The 15,012-nt window shown below is 49.0% G+C and carries 17 protein-coding genes; 8 read left to right on the top strand and 9 right to left on the bottom strand.

The genetic code is table 11. The features are described from left to right. Positions 1-6 precede the first annotated feature (6 nt). Positions 7-660 carry a hemolysin III family protein gene (locus F0265_RS23125; RefSeq protein ID WP_082312994.1) on the top strand — a complete coding sequence of 218 codons (654 nt, stop codon included), beginning with the start codon at positions 7-9 and terminating at the stop codon, positions 658-660. Here F0265_RS23125 and F0265_RS23120 read toward each other — a convergent pair. From F0265_RS23120 to def, 6 genes are read right to left on the bottom strand one after another with little or no spacing between them, the layout of a single operon-like run. Further along, complete coding sequence (locus F0265_RS23120) at positions 657-1,256, bottom strand: DUF3157 family protein (protein WP_171750493.1); 600 nt, start codon at positions 1,254-1,256, stop codon at positions 657-659. The two genes, F0265_RS23125 and F0265_RS23120, sit on opposite strands and share 4 nt — an antisense overlap. Positions 1,257-1,266: 10 nt before the next feature. Then, positions 1,267-2,712, bottom strand: coding sequence for a TrkH family potassium uptake protein (locus F0265_RS23115; protein ID WP_045987372.1), 1,446 nt, complete (start codon positions 2,710-2,712; stop codon positions 1,267-1,269). Between the two features lie 10 nt (positions 2,713-2,722). Further along, positions 2,723-4,099 carry a Trk system potassium transporter TrkA gene (trkA, locus tag F0265_RS23110; RefSeq protein ID WP_006957511.1) on the bottom strand — a complete coding sequence of 459 codons (1,377 nt, stop codon included), beginning with the start codon at positions 4,097-4,099 and terminating at the stop codon, positions 2,723-2,725. Positions 4,100-4,148: 49 nt separating this feature from the next. Next, a complete protein-coding gene (gene rsmB, locus F0265_RS23105) occupies positions 4,149-5,429 on the bottom strand; it encodes a 16S rRNA (cytosine(967)-C(5))-methyltransferase RsmB (protein ID WP_045987373.1) in 1,281 nt (426 codons plus the stop codon). A gap of 56 nt (positions 5,430-5,485) precedes the next feature. Further along, positions 5,486-6,433: a methionyl-tRNA formyltransferase gene (fmt, locus tag F0265_RS23100; RefSeq protein ID WP_171750492.1), complete on the bottom strand. Its 948-nt coding sequence runs from the start codon at positions 6,431-6,433 to the stop codon at positions 5,486-5,488. A gap of 22 nt (positions 6,434-6,455) precedes the next feature. After that, on the bottom strand, positions 6,456-6,977 hold the full coding sequence (gene def / locus F0265_RS23095) for a peptide deformylase (protein WP_006957514.1): 522 nt from the start codon (positions 6,975-6,977) through the stop codon (positions 6,456-6,458). Between the two features lie 250 nt (positions 6,978-7,227). Here def and dprA point away from each other — a divergent pair, with 250 nt between their 5' ends. Genes dprA through F0265_RS23080 form a run of 3 tightly spaced genes read left to right on the top strand, consistent with a single transcriptional unit; the run spans position 7,228 to position 9,425 of the window. Beyond that, a complete protein-coding gene (gene dprA / locus F0265_RS23090) occupies positions 7,228-8,343 on the top strand; it encodes a DNA-processing protein DprA (protein WP_171750491.1) in 1,116 nt (371 codons plus the stop codon). A 2-nt stretch (positions 8,344-8,345) separates the two neighbouring features. After that, positions 8,346-8,825: a DUF494 family protein gene (locus F0265_RS23085; RefSeq protein ID WP_006957516.1), complete on the top strand. Its 480-nt coding sequence runs from the start codon at positions 8,346-8,348 to the stop codon at positions 8,823-8,825. 15 nt (positions 8,826-8,840) lie between these two features. Continuing rightward, positions 8,841-9,425 (top strand): type I DNA topoisomerase, encoded by a 585-nt coding sequence (locus tag F0265_RS23080; RefSeq protein WP_171750490.1) that lies wholly within the window; start codon positions 8,841-8,843, stop codon positions 9,423-9,425. Positions 9,426-9,474: 49 nt separating this feature from the next. Here F0265_RS23080 and F0265_RS23075 read toward each other — a convergent pair whose 3' ends face one another. Then, a complete protein-coding gene (locus F0265_RS23075) occupies positions 9,475-10,608 on the bottom strand; it encodes a 5-(carboxyamino)imidazole ribonucleotide synthase (RefSeq protein ID WP_171750489.1) in 1,134 nt (377 codons plus the stop codon). 4 nt (positions 10,609-10,612) lie between these two features. Further along, complete coding sequence (purE, locus tag F0265_RS23070; protein WP_006957519.1) at positions 10,613-11,098, bottom strand: 5-(carboxyamino)imidazole ribonucleotide mutase; 486 nt, start codon at positions 11,096-11,098, stop codon at positions 10,613-10,615. Positions 11,099-11,294: 196 nt separating this feature from the next. Between purE and F0265_RS23065 the strand changes: the two genes are divergently transcribed. From F0265_RS23065 to F0265_RS23050, 4 genes are all read left to right on the top strand, one after another. Further along, positions 11,295-11,852, top strand: coding sequence for an L-threonylcarbamoyladenylate synthase (locus F0265_RS23065; RefSeq protein WP_019274031.1), 558 nt, complete (start codon positions 11,295-11,297; stop codon positions 11,850-11,852). Between the two features lie 21 nt (positions 11,853-11,873). Then, complete coding sequence (gene hemF, locus F0265_RS23060; protein WP_171750488.1) at positions 11,874-12,791, top strand: oxygen-dependent coproporphyrinogen oxidase; 918 nt, start codon at positions 11,874-11,876, stop codon at positions 12,789-12,791. A 75-nt stretch (positions 12,792-12,866) separates the two neighbouring features. Continuing rightward, positions 12,867-13,700: a shikimate dehydrogenase gene (aroE, locus tag F0265_RS23055; protein WP_171750487.1), complete on the top strand. Its 834-nt coding sequence runs from the start codon at positions 12,867-12,869 to the stop codon at positions 13,698-13,700. Beyond that, complete coding sequence (locus F0265_RS23050) at positions 13,700-13,966, top strand: DUF1488 domain-containing protein (protein ID WP_045987380.1); 267 nt, start codon at positions 13,700-13,702, stop codon at positions 13,964-13,966. The genes aroE and F0265_RS23050 overlap by 1 nt, the downstream gene beginning before the upstream one ends. On the opposite strand, the gene F0265_RS23045 is transcribed toward F0265_RS23050, so the two are convergent. Further along, positions 13,956-14,507, bottom strand: a complete 552-nt coding sequence (locus F0265_RS23045; RefSeq protein WP_171750486.1) for a gamma carbonic anhydrase family protein — start codon at positions 14,505-14,507, stop codon at positions 13,956-13,958. The genes F0265_RS23050 and F0265_RS23045 overlap by 11 nt on opposite strands. Positions 14,508-15,012 lie beyond the last annotated feature (505 nt).

Raw genomic sequence — 15,012 nt, 5'->3', positions numbered from 1 at the left:
CTTGTTATGTCGACCAATCACACTGCGCCTTACAGCGTCAAAGAAGAAATCGCCAATACACTGACCCACGGTATCGGTATGGTACTTGGCATAGTGGGCTTAGTATTGCTGCTGATCAAAGCTGTTGATCACAATGCGGATGCTCTGACTATTACCAGTATGAGCATCTACGGTGGCAGCATGATCGTGCTGTTTCTGGCTTCTACTCTGTATCACGCGATTCCTTATCAGAAAGCCAAGCGGGCGCTGAAGACGTTTGATCACTGTGCGATTTATTTGCTGATTGCTGGCAGCTATACACCATTTCTGCTTGTCAGTCTCAGAACGCCTTTGGCGATTGGTTTGATGATCGTCATATGGACCATCGCGCTGGTCGGCATCATCATGAAATTGGCGTTTGTCTATCGTTTTAAAAAGCTTTCGCTTGTGACCTACTTATTGATGGGTTGGCTATCGCTGGTGGTCATTTATCAACTGGCATTGAATCTGGATGTCGGTGGGTTAACTTTGCTGGCCGCGGGAGGAGTGATCTATTCACTAGGGGTGATTTTCTATGTTGCTAAGCGCATCCCATTTAATCATGCCATTTGGCACGGGTTCGTTTTAGCAGGATGCGCTTGTCACTTTCTGGCGATTTATCTTTATGTCGATCCGATCTAACGCGTTTCGAGATTAACGACTTTGGCGGTCACTAAATACTGCTCAGCCTGATCGATCGCCAGTTCAATTGTTTTACCCTGCTCTGCCTGTTGAGGGCGTAGATACGTGTCGGCCATGCGTTTGATAGATTGCCACACTTTGACCGACTCTTTGCTCAGCACATCTCCAGAGGTCGTCGCGACCTGAATTTCGATTTCAACTAAAATCACTGACTGGCTGCTTTGGTTCGTGACTGAGGTTGGAATCATCAGCTGACCATCTTGATAGCTCACCGCGCCTAATAACACTTCCACACCTGAGTCAGATAGCTGCATGGTGGCACGCTCGCTACCGACAGTGACAATGGTCCCTACCGCTTTTCCGATCAACGGAATGGCTGCCACCTTGGGCTTCTTGACCGGAATGGTAGCAGCGGGCTGAACGGTCTCTTCAGCTACTGCCATCTCATCGGTTTTGGTTGCTTCCACTGGCATTACATATTGCCAAGTGAAGTCGTCATTGAGCTGAACCTGGCGACCATCTTCAAGGGTGACGGTTTGGCTGGCAAACACCAGTGAACTGGTCAGCAAGGTAAAAAGTCCGATAAGTTTGTTCATTGTTGTGTCCTTAACGTTTCCAGAAAGCCGGGAAAAACAGCACCAATAAGGTGAGGATTTCCAGTCGTCCCATCAGCATTCCGAAGCTGAGGAGCCACTTAGCGGCATCTGGTAATGGGGCAAAGTTACCTGTCGGCCCAATCACTGCACCCATGCCTGGGCCAACGTTGGCCACGGCGGTGATAGACCCGGAAATGCTGGTAATAGGATCCAGTCCCAATGCACTTAAGCATCCAGCAATAAAAATAATCGTGATAAAGAACATCAGTGCGAACGCAACCACAGAGCGTACGATGTCGTCGTTTACCGGTCTGTGGTTGTAACGCTGAACAAATACCCCAGAAGGGTGGATCAGCTTCATCATCTGTTTGTTGAGTAGCGTCATCGCAATCTGAAAGCGGAAGACTTTGATTCCGCCAGAGGTCGACCCCGAACAAGCCCCCGCCATCATTAAGAAGGCAAATAAGGTGGTTGGCAATGCGCCCCACGCGGTGAAGTCTTCTAGGCCAAACCCTGTGGTTGTCACCACAGAGACGATGTTGAACATCGACACCCGTAGTGCATCCATGATGCTGTAGTCATCCCGTATCACTAGCCAAGATGAAATGATTAGGCTGGTGATGAGAAACAGATAGGTGAAACCGCGCACCTGCGCGTCGTTGACAAGCTCATTTATCCGCCGCTTGCGCATCGCTGCCACAAACAGCAGGAAGGGTAACCCACCGAGGAACATAAACAGCGTCGCAACCCAGTGAGACCCTTTAGAAAAGTGGTTCATTGAGCCATCTGAAGTGGAATAGCCGCCAGTCGAGAGAGTTGTGAACGAATGGTTAATGGCCTCAAACAAATTCATGCCGGTCAGAAGGTAGCCCACCATGCACAATCCAGTCAGGATCAAATACACCAACATGATGTTTTTTGCCACGGTTTTGGCGCGTGGGCTGCTTTTGTCTGACCAATCAGAAGACTCGGTATGGAATAGCTTCATACCACCGACGTTGAGCATCGGCAGCACCGCGACCGCCATAACAATGAAGCCTATCCCGCCAAGCCATTGCAAGATAGAACGCCACAGCAAGATGCTCGGAGCCATGTCATCCAGCCCACTGAGTACGGTTGAGCCTGTTGTCGTAATGCCAGACATGGTTTCAAAGTACGCATCGGTAAAGCTGATGTGGTTGATAAACACAAACGGCAGCGCGGCAAAGGCACTGGCGACCATCCACACCAGACTGGTGATGAGGAACATATCGCGTGCGCTGAGTTTGAAATCTCTGGTGCGACCGATTGTCAGACAGACGAACGCGGCAAGGTGAGTGATGACCACTGACTGGCCAAACTCAAGGAAACCTGAGGTGCCGGTAAAGAAAGCCACCAGCGTGGGTACATACATGAATAGGGCCAGTTTCGACAGAACCAGCCCGATAACAAACAGTACAGGACGGAAGTTGACCATAGTGTCAATCCTAAAGGAAGAAAGGACTCGGTTGGAATAATGCTTCGACGTCTGGGACGTACTTTTTATCCACCAGGAACATCACCACGTGGTCGTCTTGCTCAATCACGGTTCGGTCATGAGCAATCAATACTTCTTCACCACGGACAATGGCACCGATCGTCGTGCCCGGTGGTAGTTTTATATCGCCAATCGCGCGGCCAACGACTTTAGACGTGGTTTCATCACCGTGAGCGATGGCTTCGATGGCTTCTGCTGCGCCGCGACGCAGGGAAGAGACGTTAACAATGTCAGCCCGGCGGACGTGCGTTAGCAAGGCAGAAATGGTTGCTTGCTGAGGTGAGATAGCGACGTCAATCACTCCACCCTGAACCAGATCCACATAGGCGCCGCGCTGGATAAGCACCATCACTTTTTTGGCCCCCATGCGTTTTGCCAGCATGGCGGACATGATGTTGGTTTCGTCTTCATTGGTCAGGGCGATGAACACGTCGACCTGATCGATATTTTCTTCGGTAAGCAGTTCCTGATCCGCAGCGTCACCACAGAAGACAATGGTGTTTTCCAGCTCTTCAGACAGCTTTTCCGCGCGCTGGTAACTGCGCTCAATCAACTTGACGCTGTAAGACTGTTCAAGGCGCTTAGCTAAGCTGGCGCCGATGTTGCCACCCCCGACAATCATGATGCGGCGATACGGCTTTTCCAATCGCTGCAGTTCACTCATGACCGAACGGATGTGGTTACTCGCAGCGACGAAGAACACTTCATCATCGGCTTCGATAATGGTGGTGCCTTGAGGGCGGATAGGGCGACCCTGACGGAAAATGGCGGCAACGCGCGTATCAATATGTGGCATGTGCTCACGTAGTGCTGATAGGGCATTACCAACCAGTGGACCACCGTAATACGCTTTCACCGCCACTAAGCTGACTTTCTGCTCGGCAAAGCTCACCACTTGCAGTGCACCCGGATATTGGATCAGGCGCTCGATGTAGCTGGTCACCAATTCTTCAGGTGCGATCAGGTGGTCAACCGGAACGGCACCGGATTGGAATAACGCTTCTTTCTCGGCCAGATATTGTGGCGAGCGGATCCGAGCGATTCTATTGGGAGTGTTAAACAGAGAAAAGGCAACCTGACAGGCGGCCATATTGGTTTCATCCATATTGGTCACGGCGACCAACATGTCGGCATCTTGTGCGCCCGCTTCACGCAGTACATCTGGGTGACTGGCGTAACCGTTCACTACCCGTAAATCATATTTATCTTGCAGCTCACGTAGCCGATCGCTGTTTCTGTCGACTATGGTGATGTCGTTGTTTTCACCGACCAGATTCTCTGCCAGTGTACCGCCTACCTGACCAGCGCCAAGAATGATGATTTTCATACCGTTTCTCGTCTAACCAAAATTTAGGGGCTCGATGATCCCCGAATTACTACGCGATTTTTGTCAGGATGGCGTAATAAAAGCCATCCATGTCCTCTTCTCCCGGAAGAACTTGGCGTCCTGGATTGTCTGCTGGCGAACCCTCTAACTGAGCATTCGCGGTGCGCGCCAGAAACGCTTTCACCTGTTCACTGTTTTCTTGTGGTGTCACAGAGCAGGTCGCATAAACCAGCGTACCGCCCGGCTTCAGCTGTTGCCACATCGCATCCAGAATCTCGCTTTGTAGCTCTGCCAATGCTGCGATGTCATCACCACGACGCAGCCATTTGATATCTGGGTGGCGGCGAATAACACCAGTGGCTGAACAAGGCGCATCAAGCAGGATGCGATCAAATTGCTCGCCTTGCCACCAATCTTTTGGCTTACGTGCGTCACCGCAAATAACTTGCGCTTTCAGTTGAAGGCGTTGCAGGTTGTCGTGTACGCGTTTGAGGCGGCTGTCATCACAGTCAATAGCCACAACCTGTGCATCTTGAGTACGTTCAAGAATATGGGCGGTTTTGCCTCCCGGTGCGGCACAGCAATCTAGAATTAACTCGCCATCTTGTGGCGTCAGGTAGTTAATCGACAACTGAGCAGCGGCATCCTGAACGGAAACCCAACCTTTCTCAAAGCCTGGCAATTTTGTCACATCGCACGGGGCGGCCAATTTTAGGGCGTCGCTCGCTTCACTGTGAATACTGCTATCTATGTTTTCATTTTTGAGCAGTTGCTGGTATTCATCACGACTGTGATGTTGGTGATTCACACGCAGCCACATTGGCGCTTTGCTGTTGTTGGCTTCAATAATGTCTTGCCATTGCTGTGGGTAGGCGTCCTGAAGCAGTTTAAGTAACCAGCTCGGATGACCGTATTTACCGGCATTGTGGCTCATGGCATGAGCGTCTAGCTCTTCTTGGCTACGCTGATAGTTACGTAACACTGCATTGATTAATCCGCGTAGGCGTGGGCCTTTGAGCGTTTTGGTGCCTTCAACGGTTTCACCGACGGCAGCGTGTGCTGGAATACGCATAAAGCTCAATTGGTAAATACCAACCAGAATCAGGTGGTGGAAAACGCGTTGTTTGCCTTTAAGCGGCTTATCCATCAACTCATTAGCGATCGATTCAAGGCGAGGTAAATAACGCAACGATCCGTAACAGATTTCCTGTAACAGTGCTTGGTCGCGAGGTTTGACTTGTTGTTGAGCCGCAGGAAGTGCGTTAGACAGAGACTGGCCTTTATCGACCACTTGGAAAAGGACATTAGCCGCAGCAGCGCGAACATTCATGTTGAATACCTTAGCAGTAAGGGAGGGTGTCTCCACCCTCAAAAAGTACGTATAAATTAGGTCAGCTGAGTGCCGACTTCAAACCAGCTGGCACGCGAGTTGAGGATATCCTGAACTGGCATGGCTTTTTTACCGGGTACCTGAAGCTGTTCAAGAACCAGAACATGCTTGCCAGTGGCAATGTAGATTCCCGTTTTATCTGCTTGCAGTATGGTGCCGGGTGCTTCAGTTGTCGTTTGAACGTCAACGCGGCTTTGCCAGACTTTGATGCTGTTGTCGGCGGCTTCAAAATGACTCATCGGCCAAGGATTGAAGGCGCGCACACAACGTTCAATATGCTCAGCGTCATCACTCCAGTTAATGCGTGCTTCTTCTTTGCTGAGCTTTTTGGCGTAATTGGCCAGCTCGTCATCTTGCTTTTCAGGAGACGCTTTGCCGTCAGCAATGTCAGCCAGACACTCAACCAGAGCTTGCGGGCCAAGCCCTGCCAGCTTTTCATACATAGAAGCGCTGGTATCTTTGGCTTCGATCGGCAAAGTGGCAATTTTCAGCATATCGCCAGTATCTAAGCCGATATCCATCTGCATAATAGTGACGCCTGTCTCCTGATCGCCAGCCCAAATAGAGCGCTGGATAGGAGCGGCACCGCGCCAACGTGGCAGAATCGAACCATGAACGTTGATACAACCTAGTTTCGGCGTATCAAGTACTGCTTGTGGCAGCAATAAGCCGTAAGCGACCACGACCATCAGATCCGCATTCAAATCAGCCAGTTCTTGCTTGGCGTCATCTGACTTAAAGTTTTCTGGTTGGTAAACCGGGATATCATGCTCAAGCGCGATGTTCTTTACTGGGCTGGCAGTCAGCTTCTTGCCTCGGCCCGCTGGACGGTCTGGCTGGGTGTAGACCGCAATAACCTCGTGCTCCGAAGACAACAACGCCGCCAAGTGACGGGCGGCGAAGTCCGGAGTACCGGCAAAAACAATTTTCAAAGGTTTGCTCAAAGTACGTTCCTTTAGTGAGCCATTAGGCTTGGCTGGCTTGCTTTTCGTTAAAGCGTTTGATTTTTGCCAGTTTGTCCTGAATGCGCTTGCGTTTTAGAGGCGAAAGATAATCGACAAAAAGTTTGCCTTCTAAATGGTCAAGCTCATGCTGAACACAAATAGCAAGCAGGTCATCTGCTTCAAATGTGTATTCTTTGCCATCACGGTCAAGTGCTTTCACCGTGACTTCCGCAGCACGCGAAACCAGTGCTCGTGCACCAGGAACAGACAGACAGCCTTCCTCAATGCCATCTTCGCCACGCTTATCAAGAATTTCAGGGTTGATCAAAACCATTGGTTGATCTCGAGTTTCTGAAATATCGATAACGACGATGCGTTGGTGGAAATCGACCTGCGTTGCCGCAAGACCAATACCTTCTTCGTCATACATGGTTTCAATCATGTCGTCGACGAACTTTTGAATCTCAGGGGTCACCTTCTCCACTGGTTTTGCAACAGTGCGAAGGCGCTCATCTGGGAATGTTAATACTTGTAATACAGACATATACACTCGAAATGTTGAACTGAGCCGAATCAGGATAAACCTTGTTGGCTCAATTCTAGACATTTTGCCACTCAAATGACAGCCTCATTACACTTTTGCGTATTTTCCCCGAGTTAAATTGCACTGTGAATCATGTCAAATTTGGCGAACACTGAGTAGCCAAGCTTTGTTTGGAATAAGAGGTTTAGGCTGACTCTCTCTAGCTCGTCAGTGTCGTGTAACAAGGTGTTAGGCCGGATTAAATTTTCCTATGACGAAAGAAGAACTGACGGCTTGGCTGAGCTTGTACTTTACGCCGCGGATTGGGCCCAAAACGTTTCAGCGTCTGGTAGCGGTAGACTCTCCAGTTAACATCATTGACTCTTCACCCGAGACATTACGCCGTTTAGGCTTTTCCGACTCGCAACTGAATTATCTCCAACACCGAGCTGCGGAGGATATTGAGGCGTGTTTCGAGTGGCAAGCAGAATCAAGTGCCAGAACCATTCTACCTTTGAGTGATCAGCGTTATCCGGCACTACTGAAACAGGCTGACGCTGCGCCAGCAATACTGTTTGTTGAAGGTCAGCTAGAGAGCCTGTCTCGGCCACAAATGGCTATCGTGGGCAGTCGCAATGCCAGTATTGATGGGCTTAACACCGCACGCAACTTTGCAACCCAACTGGTGAATCAAGATATGGTCGTGACCAGTGGTTTAGCGTTAGGCGTTGATGGTTATGCTCATGATGGGGCTCTGAATGGCAATGGCCAAACCATCGCCGTGCTCGGTTGTGGCTTAAATTCTGTGTATCCGGCACGGCATAAGAAGTTAGCTCAACGAATCGTTCAACAAGGGGCATTGGTGTCTGAGTTCCATCCTAATGTGAAGCCAAAAGCCGATAATTTTCCACGCCGAAATCGAATCATTAGTGGTTTGTCATTGGGCGTTTTAGTCATAGAAGCGGCAGAGAAAAGTGGCTCTCTGATCACCGCTCGTTATGCGATGGAGCAAGGTCGCGAAGTGTTTGCGATTCCCGGCTCGATTCATCATCCCCATGCGAGAGGATGTAACCTGTTGATAAAACAGGGCGCGTGTCTGGTTCAGCAGGTTTCTGACATAACCGATGAAATTGACAGTCTGATTCGCTGGTCTGATGTTAATAAGCCGCCAGTGCAAAGCGATCTATTTGAACAAATTGATTGCAAAGAAGAATTGCCATTTCCTCAGCTGTTAGCTAACGTAGGAAGTAAGGCTACACCAGTTGATATTCTTGCAAGCAGGACCAATATACCTGTGCATGAAGTCATGATGCAGCTCTTGGAGCTTGAGCTCTCAGGGCATGTTGTTGCGGTTTCCGGTGGCTATATTCGAAAGGGGAGGGGCTAGCTATGATGATGGATATCCTTATGTATCTGTTTGAAACTTACATCCATAGCGATGCGGAGTTACAGGTCAATCAAGATGAGCTAGAAGAAGAATTACTTCGTGCTGGCTTTCATCAAAAAGACATCTATAAAGCCCTTGTCTGGCTGGAAGAGTTGGCTGCATTGCAGCAAAGCGAAACGCATTCCGCGATTTCCATTTGCAGCACATCCACCTCAACGCGTATCTATACCGCGAAAGAGTGTGAGCGCTTAAACCTTGAATCGCGAGGTTTTCTGACTTTCCTTGAGCAGGTCAATGTGCTGACGACTGAGACGCGTGAAATGGTGATTGACCGTATCATGGGGCTTGAAACAGACGAGTTCGAACTGGATGATCTGAAATGGATTGTTCTGATGGTGCTGTTCAATGTTCCAGGTAATGAAAACGCCTACACGCTTATGGAAGAGCTGTTGTATACCAAAGAGCAAGGTATTCTTCACTAAACTCCATGAGTGGCTATGAGCGGTAAAATAGATCATCAGTTGTTTTCGGCCCATGAGCACGCTTTAGAACATAAAGCGTGCCCTAAATGCCAGTCTGAGCAGCGCGAGGGCGAGCTACAACTTCGCCACGGCAAGCACGGCCCGTTTTTGGGCTGTAATCAGTATCCAACCTGCGACTTTATCCAACCTTTACATCAGAATGACGGCCATATCATTAAAGAGCTGGGCGTACCCTGTCCGGAGTGCTCTAATGAACTGGTGCTCCGCCAAGGGCGTTACGGTATGTTTATTGGTTGCAGTCATTATCCGCACTGTGACCATATCGAGTCGCTTGAGCAACCGACTGAACAAGAGGCTCAAGTAGAACATGCGTGCCCGGAGTGTGGTAAAGGTCATTTGGTCGAGAGGAAGAACCGCTTTGGCAAAGCTTTCTTTGCCTGCGATAACTACCCTAAATGCAAGTTTGCGGTCAATCAGCCGCCAGTTAAGGGTAAGTGTGAAAAGTGTGGTTTTCTTTTATTAATTGAGAAAAAGCTCACTAGTGGGATTAAACATCAGTGCGCTGATCGAAAATGCCATCACACCCAGAGTGAACAATAAAAACGGCGCTGTTTCAGCGCCGTTTTTGTTTTTATCAAGTTTGCGATGACTAGTGCTTAATGTGACGCGCGATCTCATGAACCGCCGCGAAAGCATCCGCGTCTAGGATTTCTGCCAGAGCAGATAATTGACGTTGCAGTTCACCGCTGTAATCACCGCACACGTTAATGTGGCCCATCTTACGTCCTGCGCGTTTGTCTTTTCCATACCAGTGAACGTGACATCCCGGCATAGCGAGTACGCTTTCTGGCAGGGTATCTTCACCGAGGATATTGATCATCGACGTTTCGCGGATCAGCTTGGTGCTACCCAGTGGCATGCCACACACTGCTCGTAAGTGATTCTCAAACTGACAGGTTTCTGCACCTTGTTGTGTCCAGTGGCCAGAGTTGTGGACACGAGGTGCGATTTCGTTGACCAGCAAGGTACCATTCAAATCAAAGAACTCAAGGGCTAGCACGCCCACATAGTTAAGTTCGTTAGCTACCGCAGTGAACATCTCTTGTGCCTGTTGTTGCAACTCAGTATCGGCAATGGCTGTTGAGACGCTCAGCACGCCATTGGTGTGGACGTTTTCTGCAAGTGGGTAGACCGCGACTTCGCCATTTTTACCGCGTGCACCGACAAGTGACACTTCACGTTGAAAAGGAACGAACTCCTCCGCAACAATCGCTTGTGTTTCGGTGGCGCCAATACACGTTTCCATCTCAGCCCATATTGCGTCTATCTGAGCAGGGTCTTTGAGTCGCCACTGGCCTTTGCCGTCATAACCACCTAAGGCACTCTTTAGTACCATTGGGATACCGACATACTCTATAGCGTGAGCAAAGTCTTCGCGTGTTTGGATTACATGGTATTTGGCGTTGTGGACCTTAGCCCTGTCCAGCAATGCTTTTTCGATTCGTCGGTCACCGCCAGCTTTGATGGCGTCGGCAGAGGGGAAGAGCTTTCCGCTTGCTTGGCAAACATCAAGAATATCATGTGGGATATGCTCGAACTCGGCGGTAATTACATCTGCTTGCTCAATCGCATTGTCCAACCCTTTGCCCAGTAGCGACTGAGTCAGTGGATGGACGATATTCTCGCTCGCGACATCATACGCAATAATATCGATGTTCAGAGGAGCACCAGCCAGTGACATCATGCGTGCCAGCTGTCCCGCTCCAAGCACTAACACTTGCATGGGATTAGTCCTCTGCCGGGTTTGGGTTCGCTAACACGGTTTCAGTTTGTTGGTTGCGAAATGCTTCGACTTTCTCCATCACGGCGTCATCGTGTGTGCCGATGATCTGGGCCGCGAGAATGCCTGCATTCGCCGCACCTGCTTCGCCAATGGCCAATGTGCCTACCGCGATACCTTTTGGCATTTGAACAATTGATAGTAGCGAGTCCATCCCTTTTAATGCTCGCGATTGAACAGGGACACCGAGAACAGGTAAGCTAGTGAAAGCGGCCGCCATGCCTGGTAAATGAGCGGCGCCACCAGCACCGGCAATGATGACTTTCAGGCCGCGCTCTTTAGCGCTGTTGGCATAGTCAGCAAGAAGCTGCGGAGTACGGTGAGCTGACACCACTTTTGTTTCATATTCGACGCCAAACTGATCCAGCATTTCAGCTGCTAGTTTCATGGTTGGCCAGTCAGATTTAGAACCCATGATGATACCGACTTTCATCTTAAACTCCTTTAATGCAACTCTATTGATGAGCAGATAAATTTGAGCGCATTATACGGGGATTTTAATCTCAAGCAAACGTTTGCGCGAGGTTTAAATCCAGATTGACACAATTTATAAATAAATAGCTTTAGTCACTACCAATGATTGTTTGTAAACTTAGTGATTAGACAGTACATCAGACAGGAAAGAATCAGTGGATAATTTTGAGCAGGCTCTATTGGCTCTGAAAAACGGTGAAGTGATTGCGTACCCGACGGAGGGTGTGTTCGGTGTTGGTTGCGATCCTGATAACCCTGAAGCGATTCAGAAACTATTAGAACTGAAACAAAGGCCAGTGGAAAAAGGTCTGATCCTGATCGCTGCTAGCTATGAACAATTGCTGCCATACATTGACGAGTCTCAGCTGACGGATGAGCAGCTACAGAAAGTCCATCAGACTTGGCCTGGCCCTGTTACTTGGATCATGCCGTGCAGCGATAAAGTGTCGGATTGGGTTTCAGGCCAGTTTGACTCGATTGCGGTGCGTGTGACCGATCATCCTTTGGTACAAAAGATGTGTAATGCGCTTGGAAAGCCGTTAACCTCTACCAGCGCAAATTTGACCGGTGAACCCCCTTGTATGACGACTGCTGAAGTGGAGCAACAACTTGGTGATCGCTTAGTGGCAATTCTGGCGGGAGAAACGGGTGGGCGAGATAAGCCAAGTGAAATTCGCGACGCAAAAACATCCAAGGTATTAAGACAGGGTTAGCCCTGCAAAGGAAGTAGAAACATGTCAGCCATCGACAAGCAAGCAGTGAAACAGTTCCTGATGGAGCTACAGGATTCCATTTGTCAGCAACTTGAACAGGCCGATGGTCATGCTGAGTTTATAGAAGACGCGTGGAGTCGTGAGCCTGGTGAACGTTTAGGTGGTGGTGGTCGCACTCGAGTGATGAAAGAGGGGGCTGTATTTGAGCAAGGTGGTGTGAACTTTTCGCACGTACAGGGAAAAGAAATGCCAGCGTCGGCTACGGCACATCGCCCTGAACTTGCAGGCCGTCGATTTGAAGCGATGGGCGTGTCTTTGGTCATGCACCCGAAAAACCCTTATATCCCCACATCCCACGCCAATGTGCGTTTCTTTATTGCCGAGAAAGACGGTGAAGCGCCTATCTGGTGGTTTGGTGGTGGCTTTGACCTGACACCTTTCTATCCGTTTGAAGAAGATGCCCAATATTGGCATAACACTGCGAAAGAGGTGTGTGCACCGTTCGGCAGTGAAGTTTATCCAGAGCATAAAGAGTGGTGTGACAAATATTTCTACCTACCTCATCGTGATGAAACACGTGGTGTTGGTGGTTTGTTCTTTGACGATTTGAATCATTGGGAGTTCGATAAGTGTTTTGATTACATCAAAGCCGTTGGTGAAGGGTATTGCCAAGCCTACCTGCCAATTGTCGAGCGTCGCAAAGCAACCGAATACGGTGAGCGAGAGCGTCAGTTCCAGCTCTATCGTCGTGGTCGCTATGTTGAGTTTAACTTGGTTTATGACCGCGGAACGCTGTTTGGCCTGCAAAGTGGTGGGCGTACGGAGTCGATTCTGATGTCGATGCCACCACTGGCGCGATGGGAATACAGTTACCAAGTGGAGCCAGGAACCCATGAAGCAGAGCTGTATCAGAACTACTTGAAGCCTCGCGATTGGTAACACTTTCTTCCTTATAGGGTTAATGATAGGGTCATTGGTTTGCAATGGCCCTTTTTGTTTTGAGTAGGTAAGGATATGACCCAGCAGATAGATCGTTATGCCGTTTTTGGAAACCCGATAAGCCAAAGTAAGTCTCCCTTTATTCATACGCTGTTTGCTCGTCAAACCAATCAGTCACTGACGTATACCGCTGAACTGGCTCCAGTGGATGGATTTGTTGCGGCGGCTGAAGCCTTTTTTGCTCAAGACGGAAAAGGATGCAATGTCACAGTGCCATTCAAGGAAGATGCCTACCGACTGGCGACACGTTTAACAGAGCGGGCTCAGTTGGCGGGAGCCGTCAATACGTTGAAAAAGCTCGACGATGGCGAGATCTTGGGTGATAACACCGATGGTGAAGGGCTGGTACAGGACCTACTGCAGAATCAGGTCGTGATTGAAGGCGCAAGAATTCTCTTGATCGGCGCAGGAGGGGCTGCCCGTGGTGTAATCAAGCCTTTGCTTGACCAAAAACCTGCTGAAATTGTGATTACCAACCGGACCTTATCCAAAGCGCAGACGTTACAAGAGATGTTCGCGAGCTTTGGTTCGATCAAAGCGGTTGAGATGGCACACATCGAACAGAGCTACGACATTATCATCAACTCGACGTCCTCCAGTCTCAGTGGCGAGTTGCCTGCGATTTCATCGGCAATCTTCTCATCTAACGCTACAGTTTATGACATGATGTATGGCTCCGGTCACACGACATTCAACCAGTGGGCAATTGAGCATAACGCGGCGGTAGTATACGACGGCTTGGGCATGCTGGTGGGGCAGGCTGCGGAAAGCTTTATGTTATGGCGAGGCATCCGACCAGGGACAAAACAAATTCTACGCGAATTAAGAAAGAATCTAGAGGGTATGTAATGAATCAGTCGATTCTGTTTCCCGATATGCAGCATTGGGATGACCACCTGCAAGCAATCGTGTTTCCCGCGCAGCAGTCAGGCGCGTTGATAGAGTGCGTGGTTACCTTGAATCAGCTGGAAGTATTGGCTGGGCAAAAACTTCAAGGTGCTGAGCAAGCTCTCGTTTGCTTTAGTCAGCACCGATTTGACCTGGAAGAGTTAGCCGAAGAGCTGATTGAAGACGAAACCTTCAATCAGTCAGGGCAAGTCGAAGTCATTTGCTAATCACGTCGACATGATGCAGGTAATCTTCTTTGTTCTGCACATAATTGTCGGCTGACTTTTGTAGGAAGGCGCGTTCTTTATCATTAAGAGGACGTGCCTGTTTGACTGGGCTGCCTACATACAAGTAGCCGCTTTCGAGAGTTTTTCCCGGTGGGACCAAACTGCCAGCGCCAATCATGACGTCTTCTTCTATTACCGCCCCATCCAATACAATCGCGCCCATACCTACCAGCACTCTGTCTTTTATAATGCACCCATGCAGCATCACTTTATGACCGACAGTGACATCGTTGCCAATAATAAGTGGGTAACCATCAGGGTTTTCCTGATTTTTGTGCGTAACATGCAATACGCTGCCATCTTGGACATTGGTTCGCTTGCCAATGTGAATATGATTGACGTCACCGCGAGCCGCAACCAAAGGCCAGATGCTCGAGTCATCGCCAATTTTAATATCGCCCACCAATACTGAGCTTTGATCAATATAGACACGCTCACCAATGACGGGGCGTGTATCTTTATAACTACGCAAGGCGCTCATTTTTTCTCCTTATATAGAGGAATTCTGGATAAACAGAGGTAGAAGAGTAAGGAAAATAGCTATCTTTGAATAGAAAATACTCAAACAGCAAAAAAATCAAAAAAAACTGCAAAAAGGGGTTGCCAACGTGACGTCGATCTCTATAATGCCCCCTCGCTGACACGGGAACGCTTCGAAGCTTACGTTTCGAAACGATGAAGCCCAGTTAGCAAGGTCGATTAGCCAAGTGGAAACGCTTGAAAATAAGTTTGAAAAAAGTGGTTGACACTAAACTTTATCTCGCTAAAATGACCGCCTCTTTCGAAGTGATGTGAGTCACAAAGAAGAACGCTCTTTAACAATATAAACCTATCAATCTGTGTGGGCACTCGTTGATGATAATCCAATTCGATACTTCGGTATCAAATTAGGTTTCAATGAAACGAAGTGACCATTGAATCTTCGGATTCAGCACAGTCAATTCAAACATTACTTTATGTAATGTTCAGTATTCATTGAGCCGACA

This window comes from Vibrio sp. RE88 (assembly GCF_013113835.1).
GTDB lineage: Bacteria > Pseudomonadota > Gammaproteobacteria > Enterobacterales > Vibrionaceae > Vibrio.
Note: the sequence above shows the minus strand (reverse complement) of the source record. Positions and strands in the feature narration are given on the sequence as shown.

What these genes read in the sequence shown, in the direction of transcription:
- F0265_RS23125 (WP_082312994.1), top strand. Translation starts at nt 7, where the DNA reads ATGTCGACCAATCACACTGCGCCTTACAGCGTCAAAGAAGAAATCGCC.
- F0265_RS23120 (WP_171750493.1), bottom strand. Translation starts at nt 1,256, where the DNA reads ATGAACAAACTTATCGGACTTTTTACCTTGCTGACCAGTTCACTGGTG.
- F0265_RS23115 (WP_045987372.1), bottom strand. Translation starts at nt 2,712, where the DNA reads ATGGTCAACTTCCGTCCTGTACTGTTTGTTATCGGGCTGGTTCTGTCG.
- trkA (WP_006957511.1), bottom strand. Translation starts at nt 4,099, where the DNA reads ATGAAAATCATCATTCTTGGCGCTGGTCAGGTAGGCGGTACACTGGCA.
- rsmB (WP_045987373.1), bottom strand. Translation starts at nt 5,429, where the DNA reads ATGAATGTTCGCGCTGCTGCGGCTAATGTCCTTTTCCAAGTGGTCGAT.
- def (WP_006957514.1), bottom strand. Translation starts at nt 6,977, where the DNA reads ATGTCTGTATTACAAGTATTAACATTCCCAGATGAGCGCCTTCGCACT.
- dprA (WP_171750491.1), top strand. Translation starts at nt 7,228, where the DNA reads ATGACGAAAGAAGAACTGACGGCTTGGCTGAGCTTGTACTTTACGCCG.
- F0265_RS23085 (WP_006957516.1), top strand. Translation starts at nt 8,346, where the DNA reads ATGATGATGGATATCCTTATGTATCTGTTTGAAACTTACATCCATAGC.
- F0265_RS23080 (WP_171750490.1), top strand. Translation starts at nt 8,841, where the DNA reads ATGAGCGGTAAAATAGATCATCAGTTGTTTTCGGCCCATGAGCACGCT.
- F0265_RS23075 (WP_171750489.1), bottom strand. Translation starts at nt 10,608, where the DNA reads ATGCAAGTGTTAGTGCTTGGAGCGGGACAGCTGGCACGCATGATGTCA.
- purE (WP_006957519.1), bottom strand. Translation starts at nt 11,098, where the DNA reads ATGAAAGTCGGTATCATCATGGGTTCTAAATCTGACTGGCCAACCATG.
- hemF (WP_171750488.1), top strand. Translation starts at nt 11,874, where the DNA reads ATGTCAGCCATCGACAAGCAAGCAGTGAAACAGTTCCTGATGGAGCTA.
- aroE (WP_171750487.1), top strand. Translation starts at nt 12,867, where the DNA reads ATGACCCAGCAGATAGATCGTTATGCCGTTTTTGGAAACCCGATAAGC.
- F0265_RS23050 (WP_045987380.1), top strand. Translation starts at nt 13,700, where the DNA reads ATGAATCAGTCGATTCTGTTTCCCGATATGCAGCATTGGGATGACCAC.
- F0265_RS23045 (WP_171750486.1), bottom strand. Translation starts at nt 14,507, where the DNA reads ATGAGCGCCTTGCGTAGTTATAAAGATACACGCCCCGTCATTGGTGAG.